General features: G+C 32.5%; 16 protein-coding genes. 13 read left to right on the forward strand and 3 right to left on the reverse strand.

Translation table 11 applies throughout. The features are described from left to right. Positions 1-28: 28 nt before the first annotated feature. Entirely contained in the window at positions 29-1,357 is a 1,329-nt protein-coding gene (locus ACN0WI_RS01970) for a sugar porter family MFS transporter (RefSeq protein ID WP_417884929.1), read from the reverse strand. Between the two features lie 218 nt (positions 1,358-1,575). Then, the gene (locus ACN0WI_RS01975) at positions 1,576-4,326 is read right to left on the reverse strand and encodes a substrate-binding domain-containing protein (RefSeq protein ID WP_417884930.1); all 2,751 of its coding nucleotides are present in this window, start codon (positions 4,324-4,326) and stop codon (positions 1,576-1,578) included. Between the two features lie 444 nt (positions 4,327-4,770). Here ACN0WI_RS01975 and ACN0WI_RS01980 point away from each other — a divergent pair, with 444 nt between their 5' ends. The 11 genes from ACN0WI_RS01980 (at position 4,771) to ACN0WI_RS02030 (ending at position 14,406) form a co-directional block, all read left to right on the forward strand. Next, entirely contained in the window at positions 4,771-5,439 is a 669-nt protein-coding gene (locus ACN0WI_RS01980; protein ID WP_417884931.1) for a response regulator transcription factor, read from the forward strand. After that, positions 5,436-6,812, forward strand: a complete 1,377-nt coding sequence (locus tag ACN0WI_RS01985; RefSeq protein WP_417884932.1) for an ATP-binding protein — start codon at positions 5,436-5,438, stop codon at positions 6,810-6,812. The genes ACN0WI_RS01980 and ACN0WI_RS01985 overlap by 4 nt, the downstream gene beginning before the upstream one ends. A gap of 94 nt (positions 6,813-6,906) precedes the next feature. After that, positions 6,907-7,554 carry an HD domain-containing protein gene (locus ACN0WI_RS01990; RefSeq protein ID WP_417884933.1) on the forward strand — a complete coding sequence of 216 codons (648 nt, stop codon included), beginning with the start codon at positions 6,907-6,909 and terminating at the stop codon, positions 7,552-7,554. 13 nt (positions 7,555-7,567) lie between these two features. Then, positions 7,568-8,005 (forward strand): thioredoxin family protein, encoded by a 438-nt coding sequence (locus tag ACN0WI_RS01995; protein ID WP_417884934.1) that lies wholly within the window; start codon positions 7,568-7,570, stop codon positions 8,003-8,005. Further along, on the forward strand, positions 8,005-8,988 hold the full coding sequence (locus ACN0WI_RS02000; protein ID WP_417884935.1) for an FAD:protein FMN transferase: 984 nt from the start codon (positions 8,005-8,007) through the stop codon (positions 8,986-8,988). Before ACN0WI_RS01995 ends, ACN0WI_RS02000 begins: the two co-directional genes overlap by 1 nt. Then, the gene (locus tag ACN0WI_RS02005) at positions 8,985-9,197 is read left to right on the forward strand and encodes a DUF4266 domain-containing protein (RefSeq protein ID WP_417884936.1); all 213 of its coding nucleotides are present in this window, start codon (positions 8,985-8,987) and stop codon (positions 9,195-9,197) included. The genes ACN0WI_RS02000 and ACN0WI_RS02005 overlap by 4 nt, the downstream gene beginning before the upstream one ends. Further along, the gene (locus tag ACN0WI_RS02010) at positions 9,188-10,525 is read left to right on the forward strand and encodes a DUF3570 domain-containing protein (RefSeq protein WP_417885095.1); all 1,338 of its coding nucleotides are present in this window, start codon (positions 9,188-9,190) and stop codon (positions 10,523-10,525) included. Before ACN0WI_RS02005 ends, ACN0WI_RS02010 begins: the two co-directional genes overlap by 10 nt. A gap of 57 nt (positions 10,526-10,582) precedes the next feature. Continuing rightward, positions 10,583-11,044 carry a heme-binding domain-containing protein gene (locus tag ACN0WI_RS02015; RefSeq protein WP_417884937.1) on the forward strand — a complete coding sequence of 154 codons (462 nt, stop codon included), beginning with the start codon at positions 10,583-10,585 and terminating at the stop codon, positions 11,042-11,044. A 750-nt stretch (positions 11,045-11,794) separates the two neighbouring features. Next, positions 11,795-11,989, forward strand: coding sequence for a cold-shock protein (locus ACN0WI_RS02020; RefSeq protein WP_417884938.1), 195 nt, complete (start codon positions 11,795-11,797; stop codon positions 11,987-11,989). 346 nt (positions 11,990-12,335) lie between these two features. Then, positions 12,336-13,349, forward strand: a complete 1,014-nt coding sequence (locus tag ACN0WI_RS02025; protein ID WP_417884939.1) for a fatty acid desaturase family protein — start codon at positions 12,336-12,338, stop codon at positions 13,347-13,349. Between the two features lie 625 nt (positions 13,350-13,974). After that, positions 13,975-14,406, forward strand: a complete 432-nt coding sequence (locus ACN0WI_RS02030; protein ID WP_417884940.1) for a cold-shock protein — start codon at positions 13,975-13,977, stop codon at positions 14,404-14,406. Positions 14,407-14,813: 407 nt separating this feature from the next. Here ACN0WI_RS02030 and ACN0WI_RS02035 read toward each other — a convergent pair whose 3' ends face one another. Continuing rightward, positions 14,814-16,442, reverse strand: a complete 1,629-nt coding sequence (locus ACN0WI_RS02035; RefSeq protein ID WP_417884941.1) for a dihydroxyacetone kinase subunit DhaK — start codon at positions 16,440-16,442, stop codon at positions 14,814-14,816. 95 nt (positions 16,443-16,537) lie between these two features. On the opposite strand from ACN0WI_RS02035, the gene ACN0WI_RS02040 reads away from it, so the two are divergent. Together ACN0WI_RS02040 and ACN0WI_RS02045 are read left to right on the forward strand one after the other, a co-directional pair. Then, positions 16,538-16,921 (forward strand): DUF6660 family protein, encoded by a 384-nt coding sequence (locus ACN0WI_RS02040; RefSeq protein ID WP_417884943.1) that lies wholly within the window; start codon positions 16,538-16,540, stop codon positions 16,919-16,921. 105 nt (positions 16,922-17,026) lie between these two features. Further along, on the forward strand, positions 17,027-21,361 hold the full coding sequence (locus tag ACN0WI_RS02045) for a CusA/CzcA family heavy metal efflux RND transporter (protein ID WP_417884944.1): 4,335 nt from the start codon (positions 17,027-17,029) through the stop codon (positions 21,359-21,361). Positions 21,362-21,389 lie beyond the last annotated feature (28 nt).

The following is a 21,389-nucleotide window of genomic DNA, read 5'->3' on the forward strand; positions in this document are numbered from 1 at the left end:
TGATGAATTTTAATTATTATACTTTTGATTAATTACTAGCATCTTTTAAAGTGAGTTCTTCACTCAGTTCCTCTAAAGATTTTCCTTTGGTTTCGGGCATCATAAAAATCACAAATAGAAGTTGTAAGACCATCATAAAAGCAAAGAATGCAAAAACGTAGCCTGTACCAATTGTAGAAAATAAAAAAGGAATTAATGAGGGGATAATGGCTGCTAACACCCAATGTGTTGAAGAACCAAATGCTTGCCCAGAGGCACGTAAATGATTTGGGAATATTTCTGAAATAAAGACCCAAATAACCGCTCCTTGTCCGATAGCATGGGAAGCAATAAATAAAAATAGAAATATAGGAACCGATAATCCTCCCCAGTCAAGAAAAAAAGACATAGCAACTAAACTCAATGAAATTATATAACCTACAGAACCAATATACATTAATTGTTTTCTACCTAGCTTATCAATTAATGATACTCCGATAAGAGTGAAAATTAAGTTGATTATACCAATTCCAATACTACTTAAAAGAGCGGTATCAACTCCTAATCCTGCCTCTTCGAATATTCTAGGTGCGTAATATAGAAAGGCATTTATTCCGGAAAGTTGATTGAAGAATGCAATTAAAAATGCTAATATTAGTGGAAATCTATATTTTTTCATTAAAATATTTTCTCCAATTTTTTCCTTTTTCGATTGTTTTCTGATTTCTTGCATTTTTGTTTCTAAATCGGTTTCTGGATTAACTTTTTGAAGAACCTCCCCAGCTTCTTCAAGTCTTGATTTAGAAATCAGCCATCGTGGACTTTTGGGAATAATGATAACAAAAAGAATGTAAATTACAGCAGGAATTGCTTCTACACCAACCATCCAACGCCAAGATTCGCCATCTACATTACTCAATAAATAATTAGAAAGATAAGCGATTAAAATACCGAGTACTATATTGAACTGATAAAGAGCAACTAACCGACCTCTTTTATCTTGTGGAGCTATCTCAGAAACATAAGTAGGGGCTGCAATAGTTGAAGCTCCTACGCCAAGCCCTCCAATAAATCGGAATATAGCAAACGATATAGGATCGTTAACTAAAGCAGAGCCGACCGCTGAAATAAAATAAAGGGCTCCAATTAGTAATAAAGTATTTTTTCTTCCAATTTTATTAGTAGGAATACCGCCAAATATAGCTCCTACTACAGTACCCCAAAGTGCCATTGCCATAACTACCGAACCGTGAAAAGCATCTGAGGTCCCCCAAAGTTCCTGAAGTTGTTTATCAGCTCCTGAAATAACCACTGTATCAAAGCCAAAAAGAAATCCTGCTAAAGCAGCACTTATTGACCAGGTGAATATTTTATTCATTTCATATTTTGTTTTGGTATTTGCTAATGTATATGTAAAAAGAAGAGATGTATTTTGAGATTTACTCAAAAAATTGCAAATTTGTTATTTAAATGCTAAAATGAATACAAAAAACTGTAAATCAATTATTTATATTTGATTATTTTTAATAACGATAACGTTGTAGTTTTGAAAATGATACAGCTTTTCAGGTTTGGTTACTTATTTTGAAGCTTAATTTATTTTTTAAATATTCTTGGTGAAACCCCATATTTATTTTTGAAGGTGGTGGAGAAATATCCAGGTGAAGAATATCCTAATTGATAGGCAATTTCAGAGATATTAAGTGTAGAAGTTTGTAAAAGATATTTTGCTTTTTCTAGGCGTTGTGTATTAATGTATTCACTAACACTAATACCTAAAAGAGCTTTCACTTTTCGATAAAGTTGCACTCTTGAAATATGAAGTTGTTTTGCAAGATCTTCAACCGAAAAAGAAGGGTTGTTGAGGTTAGCCTCAATATAGGTGTTGAGGTCTTTTAGAAAATGTTGTTCTGAACTATCAAATTTTTCATCTTTAACTTCACCTAGCTTATGAGTATAGTAGTAGCGTAATTTTTCACGGTTATATAACAGAGAGCTTATAGACTTTTCTAAAACGTCAAAGATAAAAGGTTTGGTGAGATAAATATCTGCACCTGCTTGTAATGCTTTTATTCTAGAAGCTTGATCGCTCAAAGCAGTAAGGATTAAAATAGGTATATGTGATGTTCTTAAGTCTGTTTTTAGATTTTTACATAATTCAAAACCACTTCTTTCTGGTAAATTTATATCGCAAATAATAATATCTGGTATAATTTGAAAGGCTTTTTGAAGTGCTTGAGTTCCATCTGAAAGATGAACAAAATAATCTTGGCCTAATTTTCGAATTAATAATTGTGAAAGGTCTGTGTTATCTTCGATAATGAGAATGTGTTCGGCTTGTTCATCTACAGGGATAGGAGAATCAATAATCTCAAAATCTGAAGTAAATTCTAAAACTTGATGATCGCAATCTGTTATTTCTGAAAATTCTGAAAGTTCAAATTCTTCTAAGTGTTTCTTCCCTTTTAGTAAAGTTATTTTAAACTCTGTGCCCTTATGAGAATTAACACTTATTTGTCCCTTATGTAGTTCAACAAATTTTCGCGTAATGTATAATCCTAAGCCAGAGCTATTTTTGGTATTGTTTTTAGCTTGGGTAAATGGATTAAATATTTTCTCGTATTCTTCCTTAGGAATCCCTATTCCGGAATCCTTTACAGAAACCTCATACGTCTCATCAGTTTCAGTAATTGTAATTCGAATATTGCCATTTTGAGGTGTAAATTTAAATGCATTAGATAAAATATTGAAAAACACTTTATCCATCATTAGCCTATCAATATATACTATCGGTTTTTTTACATTAGTTGTAAATTCAAAATTAATTGGTTTTCGTAATGCTTCATTATTGAAATCTTCATAAATAACTTCAAGGAATTGCTTTAGATTCGTTTTAACAGGTTTTGGAGAGAAAGAGTTAGCATCTAGCTTTCTAAAGTCAAGTAGTTCATTAATAAGTCTCAATAAGCGCTTGGAATTGTTTAAAATTAGTTTTCTTTCATATTCGTAGCCTTGTAAGCCTGTTCCTGTTTTTGTAGCTATACTTTCTATAGAGCTTGTAATTAATGTTAGTGGGGTTTTAAACTCGTGTGAAAGAGAAGTGAAGAAATTAATTTTCTCTTCATTATATTTTTCTAATTTCTTAGCAAAATTTTCTATTTGGTTACGTTGTGAAATAATCTGCTGATTATTTCTTTCCAAATGGTGTTTACTTTTTTTAAGTCGATATACTAAATAAATTGTTCCAATTACTAAAATTAGAAGTATACAAAGCAAACACAGCATAATTTTTATTAAATTATTTTGTGAATTATAAGTGTCAATTTGCTGGTTTATAACTCCTTGTTGTAAGGCGATATCATTTTGTTGCTGGTTAATTTTATCAAATTGATTCTGCATAATATCTACATTCACAGAGTCAATAACTACCGATTTAAGAATGTTATTTTTACTTACACTTTCACCGTCCAGTATTCGTTTTGATAATTTCATAGCTTCAGCTCCGCCAGTTGGATATAAAATGGTAGCAGATAAAATTCCTTCTTTTACAAGCTGTATGCCTCCATTAGGCCCAAATAATCCATCAACTCCAATTATCTTTATTTGGCTATTAATTTTTTTCTTTTTCGCTACCTCCCAAGCACCTAAAGCCATTCTGTCGTTATGAGCAAAAATAAAATCTGGTGGAGCAATAGTGTCCAATAAATTAGTCAGTTTTGTAATAACAGATTTTTTTTCCCAATTTCCATTTATCTGCTGTGTTACAGTAAAATTTGATTTACTGTTTATACCATTATTAAAACCATGGGTGCGTTCTTGAGCAGGAGAAGATCCTGGATCCCCAGTAATTTCTACAATATGGACTATTTCTGAAGATTTACTAGTAATTATATATTTTGCAGCTTGATTCCCTATATCAAAATTATCTGCTCCAAGATAGGCCGTATAATTACTATTCTGGATTTTCCGGTCAATTACAATTACAGGTATTCCGGTATTCATCGCTTTTTCTATAGCAGGAGTTATGGGAACGGATTGAATAGGGGAAACTATTAAAACATCAACTCCGTCATTAATAAATCCTTCAATCTGTTTTATTTGCCGTTGTACATCATTATTAGCATCTTTAATTTTTAAACTTAGCTCAGGATGCATAGAGGCTTCTACCTGCATAGATTTATTCATATCCCTACGCCAATTATCAGTAGTCATTGCCTGAGCAAAGCCAATTTTATAAACTTCTTCTCTAGATTCAGATGTATTACAGGATACTAGAAATAGAGTAAAAAAAACACCTATAAAAATATTTTTTAAATCAAGTTTATATAAAAAAAATGCATTGTTCAAGATATATGTATGTTTTTAAAATTTTGAATATAAGTTTTTAATTCAAAATTAATATTAAATTAAATTGAAGGCTCTATTTAATATTTATTCTGAATAAAATAAACTGAATTATTTTCGTTGAGATCGATATAGTAGCCGTTTGACTCATTTCAAAAATAAAGAATAAAGCTAACTTTGTTTAGCTCATTTATAAAAAAATCAAAACTTTATATAGATAATTGCTAAGCTATGTAAGTTTATTAAAGTATATGTTTCCTAAATTTAAATATATCGCTACTTTCATATTTGATATCTGTTTTTTATAGTTTAATTTAGATAGATCAAGAAAGCTTACTATTATTTTTGTTTACTCTCTTTAAAGAATAATTTTCAAAGAGAATTTGTAATTTATTATCAATGGGTACTTTCTTTAAGCAGAAATATGAGTACAAAAAATAAATGCTAATGAATATTCTGATAGTCGAAGACGAAGATGGAATTGTAGGATTTTTAAAACAAGGTCTCGAAGAAGAAGGCTATCAAGTAGATGTAGCAAGTGAAGGAAGATCAGGATTGCAAAAAGCATTAATTGGAAAGTATGATCTGTTGCTATTAGATTGGATGCTGCCCGGTGTAAGTGGTATAGAAATATGTAGACAGTTTCGAAAAGAAGATAAAGACACACCTGTGATTTTTTTAACCGCCAAAGACACTCTAGACGAAACTATTTTTGGTTTACAAAGTGGGGCAAACGATTATATAAAAAAACCGTTTCATTTTGAAGAATTGTTAGAAAGAATAAAGGTACAACTACGCCCAAAATCGGGAGATCATACTATTTTTTCTTTAGGCTCTATAATACTTAATACAGCTACTCACCAAGCTTTTAAAAATGGAGAAGAAGTGAGTCTTACTCTCAAGGAGTTTACTTTACTAGAATACTTAATCCGTAATAAAGAACGAGTGTGTACACGTACTAAAATTATAGAAAAAGTTTGGGATATTAATTTTAGCTATAATACCGGGGTAATCGATGTTTATATTAATGCCTTACGTAAGAAATTAGAGTTAGGGCAGAAAGAAAACTACATTCAAACCGTAAGAGGAGTTGGTTATATCGCAAAAGAAATATGAAGTTAACCTTTAAAGATCGTATTGCCTTTTATTATATGATGGCTACTGCGCTTATTGTAGCTTTTGCTTTTTTGTTTGTTTTTATTCTCGTCAAACAAACCGTGTATCAAAATCTGGATGATGATCTAAATTATGAAGTTAGTATGCATCTTCGGGAAACCTCCTTGGAAAACGGAAAACCCGTTTTTTGGGATAAGGAAGAATGGGAGGAGCGAGAGCATCGTGAAGCTCAGGTAAACCCTGTTTTTGTTCAGATTATGGATAGTACCGGTACAGTAGTTACCGATAAAGCTCCCAATTTAAAAGATGATGTTTTGCCTTTTTCAAAAGAAAAAGAAGATTATGAACATTATAATACCTATTTAAAAGATCAACTTGTGCGCCAAGTACAAGTTCCCTTTAAAAAGGACGGAAAAAAATACGGTTACATTATTACCGCTATGTCTTTTGAAGCTCCTCAAGATGTAATTACCAGGCTTGCTTGGGTACTTTTGCTATGTTTTCCACTTATTTTAATAGCTTTATTTTTTATTTCAAGATTGCTGGCAGGGCGAAGTATAAAACCGATTAAAGAGATAACACAGACTACAAACCTTATCAGTAAAGAGCATCTTAATGAGCGTGTGCAGCTTCCCGAAAACAGAGATGAACTCTATGAGCTTTCTCAGTCTATTAATGGTCTTTTAGAAAGGATTGAATTTGCTATAGAACGAGAACGACAATTTACCAGTGATGCCTCACACGAACTCCGTACACCTATAGCTGCACTTAGAGGTACTTTAGAAGTTTTAATTCGAAAAGAAAGAAGCGTAGAAGATTATGAAGATAGAATACGCTATAGCCTTGGAGAAATTGATCGGATGAGCTTAATTATAGAGCAATTACTATTTTTAGCCCGTTACGACAAAACGAAGAGTCAGGAGCGTATTGAAAAGGTAGATCTTACTTCGTTAACTGAAACGGTTATTGCAGAATATTCTAAAAAAATTAATGATAAAAATATACAAGTTGTATTTAATGCAACTACGGTAGCCGGACTTCAGGTTCATTACTATTATACGTATGCAATTTTAAGTAATGTAATTGGAAATGCTGTGAAATATGCCTATCAAGATTCTAATTTGGTAATCGATTTGTATAAAGAAAAAAATAGCCCTGTTTTTAAAATATCCGACAATGGTATTGGGATTAAAGAAGAAGATTTAAATAAAATTTTCAATCCGTTTTTTCGTTCAGAAGGTTTAGCTCATAAACATATTAAAGGTTCCGGTTTAGGACTTTCTATAGTTCAGAAAGCTGCTGATGCGATAGATGCGAAAATTGAAGTTAGGAGCGTAAAAAATAAAGGAACCACCTTCATTATTCATTTTTAAGCAAATCTTAAGAAATCACTCAGACGATCTTTAGATAGCCTATTTACTTTTAGCATACTAAAATAATAAGGCTATAGGGGAGAATTACTTTAAATTGAATTTGAGATATATGTTGTTGGATGAAGTAAAATTGTATTGTGAAGACTTACTCTCTTTGCAATATTGCAAGGAATTGTCTTTTCATAATTTGGAGCATACCCGGGAGGTTGTATCAAGTATAGAAATTATAGGTTCCAACATGGGGTTGTCTTCAGGATTTTTGGAGCCTGTACTTATAGCTGGTTGGTTTCATGATACGGGCTTTTTAAAATCTTATCAAGAGCATGAAGCAGATAGTATGTGCTTAGCTAATCAGTTTTTATCTAAAAAAGCTTGCCCCCAAGAAAAGATAGCTATTGTGATGGATTGTATAGCAGCAACACATTTACCACAACAACCCGAAACAATCGAGCAAAAAATACTATGTGATGCAGACATATTTCATTTAGGGACTTCTAAATTTATAAACAGAAATTGCCTATTGCGAAAAGAGTGGGAAGAAAAACTTCAAAAGCAATATTGTGAAGAAAGTTGGCTTCAGCTAAATATAGATTTTTTAAGTAAACAGCATTTTTTTACGCGATATGGAAAGGCTGTGTTAGAGCAAGGAAAAGCCGAAAATCTAAAATATTTAAAGAAAAAATTAATGCAAATTCAAATTAAAAAGTTGAATTCAATAAAAAAAGAAACTAATTTATCTTAAATTGATAATAAAAATGAAAAGAAATATATTTATACTATTGTGTTTGCTTTCCTTCCAAATTATGGTGTCGCAAAATTGGAAAACCGATTTTACTGAAGCTAAACAAGAAGCAACTCAAAAAAATAGACCCATTATTTTGGTTTTTCAAGGTTCAGATTGGTGTGCGCCTTGTATTAAATTAGACCGAGAAATTTGGAGTACAGATGAATTTAAAGCATATGCAAAAGAGCATTATGTAATGCTGAAAGCAGATTTTCCGAGAAGGAAGAAGAATGAATTACCCACAGCTCAACAAGAAAAAAATAATAAGCTAGCTGAAAAATATAATACAAAGGGATATTTTCCATTTGTTGTAGTTTTAGACAAATCGGGAAAGGTTTTGGGAGAAACGGGCTACCGAAAAACTACAGTTAAAGATTATATAGCAACACTCGATAAGTTTGTGAAATAATGAAGAAAGTAAGTCTACTGGTTTTAGTGGTATTATTTTCAGTTCATGTAAATGCGCAAGAAACAATTAAGCGAACCTTAAAACTAATGGGGAGTCGTTTCGATATTACGGTGGTTGCTGCAAATGCTTCTGAAGCTAATGAGTATATTGATATGGCAGTTGCTGAAATTCGCAGAATAGAGAAGCTAATTTCATCTTGGGATCCTAATTCAGAAACATCATTAATTAACGCAAATGCGGGAATAAAGCCTGTTGAGGTTAGTCCGGAATTATTTTGGCTTATAAAAAGAGCAATAGGAATTTCTAATCTTACCGATGGTGCTTTCGATATTAGTTATGCTTCGATGGATAAAATTTGGAAGTTTGATGGGAGTATGTCGAAAATGCCTTCAGAAGAAGAAATTAAAAATTCTGTAGCTAAAGTTGGTTACCACAATATTATTCTTAATGAGAAAGATAATTCGGTATTTCTAAAATTACCGGGAATGAAGATTGGATTTGGCGCTATAGGAAAAGGTTATGCTGCTGATAAAGCGAAGGCACTTTTGAAAAGTAAAGGAGTAGTGGCGGGAATTATTAATGCTTCTGGTGATATGAATACATGGGGAAAACAGGTTACCGGTGAAGATTGGAAGGTGGCTATTACTAATCCTATGGATAAAAACAAGGCATTTGCTTTGCTTCCAATTAAAAATGAAGCGGTAGTGACTTCCGGTGATTACGAAAAATTTGTACAGTTTAACGGAACACGTTATGCCCATATAATCGATCCAAGAACGGGTTATCCGGCAACCGGAATAATTAGTGTAACGGTATTTGCTCCGAAGGCCGAATTGGCTGATGCTTTGGCTACATCAGTATTTGTAATGGGAAAAGAGGTAGGACTAAACCGGATAAACCAACTGCCAAAAATAGAATGTATAATTATTGATGTTGAAGGAAATATATATACTTCAAATCATATAGAAATAGCGGCTAAATGATAAAAAAAATAATAATTCTTGGAGTTCTACTTAGTTGTACTGTCTCCTGTTCCGTAATAAAAGAATACCAAAAAGTGTATATCAACGATCCTGATATGGTTTTGGGGACAAAAAAGGTAGATCGTTTTCAAACTAATTTTCATTCATACAGAGAAGCAGCTTCTGGTGCGAATGGAGGAAAAACAGGAGGAGGATGCGGATGCAACTAAACCATACCTATAGTCTTGTAGCAATTTTATCGATTTTGAGTTCAAATTTTTTATTGGCGCAAAACGAACAAAGTACTGAGGGTACTGAAGGCTACAAAAAAAGAGTTTTAGAAAATACGGAAATCGATTTTCTAAGCAGTTATTATTCTCAGGATGGGAATAATGCAGCGGTTTCTGGTGGTACAGGAACCGAAGAACTTACCGATTTTACGCCAACTATTGTCGTATCTATTCCGTTAAATGAAGATGATGTTTTAACTATAGATTCAGGTGTTTCAGCTTATACATCAGCATCTTCCAGTAATATAGATCCTTTTGATGGTTCTGGCCAGGCCGATCCTTTTACGGCTTCTTCTGGAGCATCACGTGGCGATACTTGGGCTAATATTAATGGAGTTTACAGTCATAGTTCAGACGATCGTAATACGATCTGGACAGCAAATGCTTCTGTGGCTAGTGAATATGATTATTTTTCAGTAGGTTTTGGTGGAAGTTTCACAAAGTTATTCAATGAAAAGAATACGGAACTTACCCTACACACCAAGATCTATCTGGATACCTGGAAGCCAATTTACCCTATTGAGTTGAGGCCTTTTGGAGAAAATGGATCGGGTTTAAATGATGGCTTATTTCAACGAAATACAATTACAGGAAATCCAGATTATAATCCGCGATTTAGTGAGTTTACCGATAAAGGTCGGAATTCATATTCATTAGGTTTAAATTTTTCACAAATTCTTAGTGAACGAATGCAAGGGTCTATTGCTGTCGATGTAGTAAGCCAAAATGGACTTTTATCAACACCTTTTCAGAGGGTTTACTTTGCTGATGTAGATAATTCATTTATCGAGAACTTTCAGTTAGCTGATGCGATAGAACAATTACCCGATACGCGGCTTAAAGTTGCCGTTGGTGGACGTTTAAATTATTATTTAAACGAAACTTTTGTGTTGCGCGGATATTATCGCTTTTATAATGATGATTGGGGAATACAATCGCATACTGCAAGTTTAGAAGTGCCTATAAAATTGGGAAGTAAGTTTACACTCTATCCTTCGTATCGATATTATACCCAAACGGCTGCTGATTATTTTGCAGGCTACGAGGTACATCAATCAACTTCAGATTTTTATACTTCAGATTACGATCTATCAGATTTTAATGCAAATCAATTTGGTTTTGGTGTGAATTACACTGATATATTTACCAAATTCAATATTTGGAGTTTACATTTAAAAAGTATCGATCTTAGATACCTCTATTACGAGCGAAATTCAGGCTTTAACTCTGGATTGGTTTCATTGGGAATCAATTTTATAATTCCTTAGTATTTAATTATAGTAGAATTTTTTCAATGATCGTTGATTGTAATCTAAGCTTAAAAAATGTTGAGTAAAAATAAAATATTAAAAAACATATTAATCTGTGTTTTATTGGTTTTAGTGGTGCTTCAGTTTTTTAAGCCGACAAAAAATACTTCCGAAGAAATATTGAATAGCGATATTTTAAAAGCTGAAAAATTGCCAAGAGATATTTCTAGAATATTGGTAAGGTCTTGCTACGATTGCCATTCTAATACAACAAAGTATCCTTGGTACAGTGAAATTACACCGGTAAATTACTTTTTAGCCAATCATGTTAATGATGGGAAAAAGCATTTGAATTTTTCAGAATGGGCAAAATTATCTTCCGAAAGGAAAACGCATAAAGTAAAAGAAATAGGGGAGGAAATTGAAAATGAGAAAATGCCTTTAAATTCTTATATCTGGTTGCATAACGATGCCCGGATTACGGAAGAACAAAAGCAGTTGTTATTAGAATGGGTTAAAAATTATCAACCAAACTAATCAATTTATAAAAATAATTAAGAATTGTATCTCATAATATTTGGTTTATCACCCTCTAAACTTAGTAAAAGGTAATTAACCAGAATGCATTTTTTATCAAGAAGTTTAGTTGGGATTGTTTATAAGGCTAATTGCAGAAGTCAAAATTATGCATTTAAAAAAGTTTTTAAATTTAAAACTCATGCATATTTGCCTTTATATCAAATAAATATTAATATTTTTTAAATATTTTTAAAAAAATATTTATCTGTTAGGTATTGCTATAACTGAGGTGAAAGGTCTAACCTTTTGAGATATAAAAAGAAAAGTAATAATTTTTTGCAATTATGTATTGTTGCAATATAAATTGCTGTATCTTTGCCGTAGTTATGTTACGAAGTTCGTTAGCAAATTTATGCTTGGCAGTTTTCTGAATTATATTTTCTTCAAAAAGAATAAGTTTCGAATCCTTTATCAATCCTCTGTTTTTCAACTTACATATAGTACCATAATAAATTTTAAATATTAATAAAAATTATACAATTACGATTATTCTCACCAGTTTCAACACGATAACGCCTAGTTCTACAGTTAAAAAAGACTTGTTATAGATAAATTTCCGGATGTTCGCATCAGGAATAACTTCCACAGTATTTTCAAATAATTTAGAAATAGAAAACGATTCAATAACTATATTTTAAATAGTTAATTGAAACTAAAGAGAATAACTTATATAAAAACGAATTATAAATAGATTTAATAGTTAATAACATGAAAACAGGAACAGTAAAATTTTTTAATAAAGACAAAGGATTTGGATTTATTACTATGGAAGATTCATCAGAAGATATCTTTGTACACCACAGTGGACTAAGAGATGAAATCTTTGAAGGTGACAAAGTTCAATTTGAAACTGAGCAAGGAAAAAAAGGATTAAACGCTACTAACGTAGAAGTAATCGAATAATTAAAAAAGCTGTCTCAATTAACAGTAATTTGTTCTTGAACATAGTAGTATATACTTACAAGAATGAAGTTGTTGAGACAGCTTTTCTTTTTTTAATATGTGCCAATAATTAATTATGCATATATTAACTTAGTCAGTGTTTTAAGAATTTTATATCGATAGCTTAGAGTAATATTTTACTAACTTTTTAGTTAGTGCAAGATACGACTATAACTTACCGGGAATATTAGGTAAACTTCTAATAAACTATCGGTTATACTTCCTTAATTCTAAAACATGACATTTGTATCCACCAAAATTTTCCAGGTCTTTAGATCGTAAATTCGTTAAACTTCTTCAAAAAAGAGTGCGCGAATATTTTAAACAAAACAATATTTCTACACATGCCAATAACAGTATGGTTATTAAAACCATAGTAATGTTATTGTTATTTATTGTGCCTATTATTTGCTTATCAATAGCTGATATTAGTTCTATATGGAGCTTGTTTCTGCTGTATATTATTAGTGGATTTGGAATGGCAGGTATAGGTATGGGGATAATGCACGATGCAATTCATGGATCATACTCTAAAAGTCAAACTCTGAATCGGTTTTTAGGCTACTCGATGAATATTATCGGTGCAAATGCAACAGTTTGGAAGTTGCAGCATAATGTATTGCATCATACGTATACTAATATTCACGATGCTGATGATGATATAAATATGCCTTTCTTCCTTCGGTTTTCTCCACATACTAAAAAATATAAAATTCATAAGTTTCAATTTTTATATGTTTGGTTTTTTTACAGCATATCTACAATTTCTTGGATAACAGCTAAAGATTTTATTCGATTAACCCGATATCAAAAAATGGGGTTAATAGATACTAGAATAGAATTTCAAAAAGATCTTTTATATTTAACACTTTGGAAGTTAGTGTACTATGCTTATGTAATTGTTTTGCCAATTATTATTTTACCATTTGCACCTTGGATTACAATTTTAGCTTTTATAAGTATGCACATGGTTACTGGTTTAGTAATTAGTTGTGTGTTTCAGGTAGCACATATTATGCCGGGGATAGATTATCCGCAAGCTAATATAGATGGTGAAATCAATAGTAATTGGACAGTTCATCAACTATTAACAACCTCAAATTTTTCTCCGAAAAGTTCAATTTTTTCGTGGTTAATAGGAGGTTTAAATTATCAGGTAGAGCACCATTTATTTCCTAATATTTGCCATGTACATTATAAAGCTATAAGTCCTATTGTAAAACAGACGGCTTTGGATTATGGAATTCCGTATAACGAAAAATCTACATTTGTAGCAGCTCTTTCAGATCATATAAAGATGCTGAAATTTTTAGGGCGTTAACTATCTGTTTTAGGAATTGCTATAAAAAAAGAAACTTCTTAAGAGAATATCTTAAGAAGCTTTTATAGGTTATTAATACTTGGTGTTAGTATTTGTTGTACAAAAAGGGAAACCCTCCAGAAACCAAAAGCAACAAACTAAAAATTAAACAAATAATAGCAATAGTGCTTATTAAAATTATCATATAAATACTCAACATTTGAGTTGAGGTGTAAATGTACAATTTTATATTAAAAAAGCTATAAAATTTAAAAATCTTTCGTTGAATTGCTTTTTTTGAATTCATACTACATTAAAAACACTGTTTTATTTGTAATGCTTTATAATGAATGAATAGTAAATTGCTCTTAAACTTTACTTTAGAAAATAAATTTGATAAATAGACTACCAAGCTAAATTATAAATTGTATTTTTATCAAATAATTGAATTCGGTTCCTGGTTCTGCTATTTCTGATATAGATAACTTCACTCAGCTTTGCCTTTTCAGCTACCAACCAGTAATTAAAAATAAAGTTTTCAGCACTTTAAAAACTGAATAGGTAATTATCCAATCTTACCAAAATGTCTTAATTTTTTCTGATTAAAGATTCAATATAAATAAATTTTAAACTATAAATAACGTGTATGGGTGACTCATTTAATAAAAAGGAAACCAACAAAAAGAAAATTCGTAAAAGAAAATTAAAAGAACAACGTAGAGAAGAGCGTAAAACTAGTAACGATAAAGGTAAAACTCTTGAAGATATGATGGTTTACGTAGATCATAACGGAAATTTAACGGATACCCCTCCAGGCGAAGAAAGAAAAAGTGTTAATCTTGAAGATGTTCAATTAGGAGCAGCTAGAGATGAAGAAGAGGAGGAAAGAAAAGAAGGCGTAGTTTTATCATTTTTTACTGAAAAAGGCTACGGATTCATTAAAGAGAATAGTACAGGAAATAATATTTTTGTTCACAAAAAAGATCTTGTAGATTCTATCAAAGAGACTGATAAAGTATCATTTTTTAAGAAGAAATCACCAAAAGGTGCTAGAGCTGTACAGGTAGAGAAAATTTAATAAAGAATATAAATTTTGTTTACTAGCTAATCAATTTTAATTCAGAATTAATCAGTCTTATATAAAATTTGATTTATTTTTTTGTGTAAAAGTAAATTTGATTGTAAATTTGCAGGCCGATCTTTTTTGAAAAGAAGATTGATCATAATAATGAAATATAGCGATTTGATATCGCAATCACTCAAAAATCAATTTGAATGTGTTTTTGAGATAATAATTTAGTTGTGTTGTTTGTTCCGAGAATTCGGAACAGTAGGTAATCTTTTAAACTGAGATTCTCAGTTTTAAGTAAACCAGTGAGAAGCTTTTTTCCGGATATTCGGAAAGAGGCTTTTTTATTTTATGGCATTATATATTATATCCATTAGCCTAAAAAAATTTAAGCTAATGGATTTGTATTAATAAGGTTATAATAAATCAACTAATTTTTCAAAGACTCTAGCCACCATTTCAGCACCAGGATCTGGAACTCCTTCTAAACTAGATTCTGATAAATAAGAACTTCTACCTGATTTTGTATTGGTGATATTTGCCGTTTCATCAGCTCCTTTTCGGGCCGCCTCAGCTGCCTGTTTTATAGATTTTTTTTCACTTAATACTTCAAAAGCAGGTTGCATAGCATCAATCATGGTACGGTCGCCTTTTTCAGCACCACCATAAGATTTCATTTTTTCTAGACCGCTTAATAGTGCTTTACCAACATTTTCTTCTTTTTCTAAACTACTTCCGGCTTTGGTAAAAAGCATCGATAATAAAACACCGCTAGAACCACCGGTTTCTCTAGCTAATACTCGTCCAATAGTAGTAAATAATTCAGGTAAAGAAGCATAAGGTAATTTATCGTTAATACTTTTGAATTTTTTACCGGCTCCTGCAAAAGTTGATCCTGCATCTCCATCACCTACTTTTTCATCTAGGTTGTTCATTTCTTTTTCTATACTAATCAAGTATTCTGAAATTTCTTGAACTATTTTTTCATTATGTTCGTTTTTAGAAGCTTCAAATTGTATTGTTTTAGGCAATTCAGGACTTTTAATACTGCTTGGTTTTGCATATTCTCTGATACGCCATTCTGGAGTTTCCGTATTTTCTAATAATGCGTTTTCAATTTCTTCGTCTAACTTTAGTAGGGTGATAGAAAACCCATTCATATTTAGCGAGGTTGTCATTGCGGTAGGACCCACTAAATATTTTATTTTAGAAGCAAGATCGGTTTTATCGAAACTGTGCACCAACAAATTCATTTCAAGAGGTGTTACGCTGCCTAGGTTATTAAAAAGCAATACATACTTTTCATCATCATCAGATAGATATTCTTTCAATTCATCTAAAGCTTTTCTAACCAGTACATCGGCGTTATTCATTTTAATAACATCTACGCCTGGTTCTCCGTGTATTCCTAGACCTAATTCGGCTTCAGATTTATCTAACCTTGATTCTTCAGGATTATTGAATTTTTGCCCTTCTGTTAAGGATAATCCGATTGAAATGGCACTTTTGGCTACTTTTTGAGCAGCTTTAACCACTTCATTTAAAGATTTTCCTTCTTCAGCTAATTGGCCAGCCACTTTATGCACTAAGAGTGTTCCGGCCAATCCACGTTGCTGAGTATCTGTTCCTAATGCAATATCGTCTCCTATAATAACGGTTTCTACTTTGTGGCCCATTGCTCTAGCTTGTTCCGCAGCGAGTCCAAAATTTAAGCGATCTCCGGTATAATTTTTTATTACTAGTAAGCAACCTTTCTCTCCGCTAACTGCTAAAATTGCCGCAAGGACTGCATCTACAGAAGGGGAAGCAAAAATATCTCCGCAAACGGCAGCTGTAAGCATTCCTTTAGCTACAAACCCAGCATGCATAGGCTCGTGACCGGAACCACCCCCCGAAATAATTGCAACTTTCGATTTATCAATATCTTTTCGGGTAACTACTCGAACTTCAGGAAATGTATCTAGTTTTGTTAATTTAGGATCGGTAAGTAAACCTTCGATAGATTCGTTTACTACATTATCAGGTTTATTAATAAAGAATTTCATTAGTAAGCTTTTCTTTTAAAGATATGGAAATTAAAAATCTTAAACTTAATAAGGATTTACAGGGACAATGATTTTATAAAAACTTTAAGTTGATTTTGGGAGTTTCAATATGTAGTCTTCATGAAATTTCTAAAAATTGCAATAGTATTGCAGAAACGCTGTGTTATATTTGTAAAGTGAGATTTATAGCAACTATATTATCGATACTCTTTTTGTCGCTCAGTTTTATACCCTGTGACGATGTTGCTAATGCTTCAGAAAGTGAAGAGCATATCGTGCAAAGTTATGCTCACCAAAATAACGATTCTGATTTATGCTCGCCTTTTTGTCAGTGCCATTGTTGCCATAGTCATGTAGTAGTTCAGGATTTACAAGTTTTTGATATAGCTAATTCCTGTTATTTTACTACAAATTTTAAATACTTAGAAAAAAACACTTTAGAATTTTCAGATCGGTTTATACCACCCCCTCAGGTTTAATTCAGAAGCCTACATATGTATTCATTTTAGAAGAATTTAGACTGATTTTTTTCAGTGTAATGATTCTTCTCATTTCCTATTTCTGAATTTTAAATCAATTTTCTGATGATTAATAAGATCATTGACTTTTCGGTCAATAACAAATTTATCGTCGGGTTATTCACAATAGTGCTTATTGCAGCCGGATTTTGGAGTATGCAACAGGTTCCTGTAGATGCACAACCCGATATTACTAACAATCAAATTCAAATAATTACACAGGCACCTAATTTAGGTACCGAGGATATCGAACAGTTTGTTACGTATCCTGTAGAGGTTTCTATGGGAAATCTTCCTGAGGTGAAAGAAATCCGATCGGTTTCCAGATTTGGATTATCTGTAGTGACTATCGTTTTCAATGACGAAGTGGGAACGTATTTACCACGCCAATTAGTTGCTGAACAGCTTGCAAAAGTGAAAAAAGATATTCCTGAAGGTTTTGGAGAACCTTTTATGGGACCAATTTCAACAGGATTGGGAGAAATTTATCAGTATACGCTAGAAGTTGATCCTGAATTTAAAGATCAATATACTGCAACCGATCTTCGTAGTATTCAAGACTGGATTGTAAAACGCCAATTTGCAATGGTTCCGGGTGTGGTAGAAGTGAATAGTATTGGAGGCAAGATTAAGCAATATGAAGTTGCTGTTAATCCGGATGATTTACGCTCTATGGATGTTTCGATAACCGAAGTTTTTGAAGCTTTACACAATAATAATCAAAATACAGGTGGTGCTTATATCGAGAAGAACCACCAAGCCAATTTTATTCGAGGAGAAGGCCTCACTAAATCTATTTCGGATATTAAAAATATTGTGGTTAAAAATGAACGATTTCCTATTACCATTGCGGATATCGCTAAGATTCATTTAGGAAATGCGGTTCGCTATGGAGCTTTAACTAAAAACGGAACTGGAGAAGCAGTTGGAGGTAGCGTTTTAATGCTAAAAGGAGCAAATTCTAATGAAGTGGTTGAACATGTAAAACAAAGAATTGCTCAAATTCAAAAGTCACTGCCGGAAGGAGTGTCTATAAAACCATTTTTGGATCGTAGTGAACTCATTGCAAATACAACATCTACCGTAAAAAGTAATTTACTCGAAGGTGGACTTATTGTAATATTTGTTTTGGTGCTTTTACTCGGGAATTTTCGAGGTGGATTAATTGTTGCCAGTATAATACCACTTTCTTTGTTTTTTGCTTTCATTCTAATGAATGTTTTTGATGTTTGGGCCAATTTAATGAGCCTTGGTGCTATCGATTTTGGAATTATTGTAGATGGCGCAGTAATTATTGTAGAAAGTACCGTTTTTATATTTAGTCGAAAATCCCTTCAAAATAAACTAAATCAATCCGATAAAGATCAATTAGTAAGCAAATCATCTAAAAAGATGATGAATTCTGCTTTTTTTGGTCAGGCAATAATTTTGATTGTCTTTTTACCGATTTTGGCTTTAGAAGGTGTAGAAGGCAAAATGTTTAAACCCATGGCGCTTACATTTATTTTTGCCATGCTTGGTGCTATGATTCTTTGTTTAACCTATGTGCCCATGATTTCAGCTTTATTTCTGAAAAACAAAAAGTCTAATAAACTGGGATGGGGAGATCGCTTTATAGTATGGCTTCAGAAAAAATACGAACAGTTACTTCAAAAATCATTACAAGCTTCAAAATGGATTTTAGGCTGCGCAGTAATTTTATTAGTTTTTGCCGGTTATCTTTTTAGTAAAATGGGAGGTGAATTTATTCCACAGTTGGACGAAGGAGATATTGCCTTTCACGTCATTTTAAAACCGGGAAGTTCACTTTCTGAAGGAATAGCAACTTCCACTAAAATTGAAAAATTATTGTTAAATGATTTCCCGGAAGTAGAACAGGTGGTAACCCGATTTGGTGTTGCTGAAGTGCCGACCGACCCAATGCCGATGGATATTGGGGACAGTTTTGTGATTTTAAAACCAAAATCGCAATGGACTTCGGCGGAAACAAAGGATGAGCTAATTAAAAAAATGAAGCAAACTATAAGCGAAATTCCCGGAGTAAGCTACGAGTTTACCCAACCAGTAGAAATGCGTTTTAATGAATTACTAACCGGAATTAGAGAAGATGTTGCCGTAAAATTATATGGTGAAGATTTAAATATTCTTGCTAAAAAAGCCCAAGAAATAGGGAAGCTTATTTCAGGAATCGAAGGCGTAGCCGATATGAAGGTTGAAGCTACCGCAGGATTGCCGCAGATTACCGTAGATTACGACAGATCGCAGATGGCGCGCTATGGTGTAACTATCAAAAGCGTAAACCAAATGATAGAAACTGCATTTGCAGGATCTAAAGCCGGAGTGGTTTTTGAAGGAGAACGCAAATTTGATTTGGTAGTTCGGCTTGAAGAAGAAAACCGTCAAAATATATCGAATATCGAACAATTGTACATTAATCTACCAGATGAGAGTAGTGTACCTTTAAGCGAACTCGCAACAATTAGCTATCAGTCGGGACCCATGCAAATTAGTCGAGATAACACTAACCGTAGAACCTATGTAGGAATTAATATTCGAGATCGTGATGTGAAATCTGTAGTCCACGATATTCAGGATAAATTAGATGCAGAATTCGATTTGCCACCAGGTTATTTTATACGATATGGCGGTGCTTTCGAGAATTTAGAGAGGGCAAGTCAACGATTACAAATTGTAGTTCCTATAGCCCTATTGCTCATTTTTATCCTTATTTATTTTGCATTAAAATCTTTCCGACAAACGTTTATGATTTATATAGCTATACCTCTTGCTGCTATTGGAGGAATTATTTCGCTTTGGTTGCGCGGCATGCCGTTTAGTATTTCAGCCGGAGTAGGTTTTATTGTGCTTTTTGGAGTAGCGGTGTTAAACGGACTTGTTTTAATAAGTAGTTTGAATGAATTAAAAGAAGAAGGAGAAACCAATTTACAACATCGTATTGCGCTGGGTACAAAACGAAGAATACGACCAATTTTATTAACAGCACTTACCGATGTGCTTGGTTTTCTGCCAATGGCAATTTCAAGTTTAGCCGGGGCCGAGGTTCAGCGTCCTTTAGCTACAGTAGTAATTGGAGGGTTAATAACGTCAACTTTATTGACGCTTTTTGTATTACCTATTTTGTATAAATGGGTAGAAGAGGGTAGTTTTAATTTTAGAATAAACACTAAAAAAATAGCTGGTGTCAGCGTGATTATTTTATTGCTAATCCCAAATTTCATAAATGCGCAAGAAACTGAAGTTTTACCAGAAATTACTTTACAACAAGCGGTATCGATTGGGGTAGAGAATTATCCACTTTTAAAAAATAAAGAGTTAGCTGTAGAAAAACAACAAGCTTTAAAAAAGAACGCCTGGGATTTAGGGAAAACTACCATTTTTACTGGGGGAGAAGAGTTAAAAGATGGTAATGGGATATATACAAAAATTGGTGTGATACAACAAAATATCGATGTTTTCGGAATTGCTTCTTCATTAAAACTTCAGAAGGAAAAATTGAAATTAGCCAAAAATCAATTGAATTTATCTAAAATAGAAGTAGCTAAACAGCTTCGAAAACTCTGGACTGAAGCGTATGCTACAAAACGAAAATTTGAACTTTATCAAGAATTAGATTCAATATATACCAAGTTCAACAAAGCAGTGGAATTACGGTATGAAGTGGAAGCTATTTCTCGATTAGAAAAATTAAATGCTCAAAATAAAGCCAATCAAATTCAGGTTAAAGCACAGCAAGCTAAAACAGATTATGTAAATGCATTGAGTAGATTGAATTTGTGGTTGGGAACTAAACAAATTATAACGGTTACTTCAACTTTATTTATAAAGACTTCTCAAACTTCAGCAGCAGAAAATGTAAACGAAAATCATCCATTTTTAAATGTTGTACAACAACGTGAACAAGTAGCAACTGCTAATTTTAAATCTAAAAAAGCTGAATTTTTACCCAAATTGAATGTACAGTATGGTAAACAGGAGGTTCAGGGAGAGAGTGGTTACTATAGCTATCAAGCAGGAGTTTCTATTCCCTTTTTAAATGGGAAAAACTACGGAAATGTTAAAGCTGCAAAAATCGAAACTGAAATTGCCAATCGAGAAGCTGATTTTGCTAAAAAACAATTTTTAATGAAGCATGAACAAGCGCTACAGAATTATAGAAGTTGGAAGTCTAATTGGAAATATTATAAAAAAGGAGCATTACAAGTAGCAAAAGAGCAGCGAAAGGGAGCTCTATTGGCTTACAATGAAGGAGCGTTAGATTATGTGGCTTTTATACAAAATCTGGAGGGAGCTTTACAAACCGAGCTCGATGCAATATCGGCAGCAAGAAAGTATTTACTGGCTTACGCTGAAATGAAATATTACTTAGGAGGTGAGCTTTAGAATGTGTAGGATGGAGTTTATATTAAAT

Source organism: Zunongwangia sp. (assembly GCF_048269745.1).
Lineage (GTDB): Bacteria > Bacteroidota > Bacteroidia > Flavobacteriales > Flavobacteriaceae > Zunongwangia.

Bases quoted from the DNA above. Each gene is read 5' to 3' on its own strand.
- ACN0WI_RS02045 (WP_417884944.1), top strand. From the start codon at position 17,027: ATGATTAATAAGATCATTGACTTTTCGGTCAATAACAAATTTATCGTC.
- ACN0WI_RS01970 (WP_417884929.1), bottom strand. From the start codon at position 1,357: ATGAATAAAATATTCACCTGGTCAATAAGTGCTGCTTTAGCAGGATTT.
- ACN0WI_RS02030 (WP_417884940.1), top strand. From the start codon at position 13,975: ATGGGTGACTCATTTAATAAAAAGGAAACCAACAAAAAGAAAATTCGT.
- ACN0WI_RS02005 (WP_417884936.1), top strand. From the start codon at position 8,985: ATGATAAAAAAAATAATAATTCTTGGAGTTCTACTTAGTTGTACTGTC.
- ACN0WI_RS02010 (WP_417885095.1), top strand. From the start codon at position 9,188: ATGCAACTAAACCATACCTATAGTCTTGTAGCAATTTTATCGATTTTG.
- ACN0WI_RS02000 (WP_417884935.1), top strand. From the start codon at position 8,005: ATGAAGAAAGTAAGTCTACTGGTTTTAGTGGTATTATTTTCAGTTCAT.
- ACN0WI_RS01985 (WP_417884932.1), top strand. From the start codon at position 5,436: ATGAAGTTAACCTTTAAAGATCGTATTGCCTTTTATTATATGATGGCT.
- ACN0WI_RS01980 (WP_417884931.1), top strand. From the start codon at position 4,771: ATGAATATTCTGATAGTCGAAGACGAAGATGGAATTGTAGGATTTTTA.
- ACN0WI_RS02035 (WP_417884941.1), bottom strand. From the start codon at position 16,442: ATGAAATTCTTTATTAATAAACCTGATAATGTAGTAAACGAATCTATC.
- ACN0WI_RS02020 (WP_417884938.1), top strand. From the start codon at position 11,795: ATGAAAACAGGAACAGTAAAATTTTTTAATAAAGACAAAGGATTTGGA.
- ACN0WI_RS02015 (WP_417884937.1), top strand. From the start codon at position 10,583: ATGTTGAGTAAAAATAAAATATTAAAAAACATATTAATCTGTGTTTTA.
- ACN0WI_RS01995 (WP_417884934.1), top strand. From the start codon at position 7,568: ATGAAAAGAAATATATTTATACTATTGTGTTTGCTTTCCTTCCAAATT.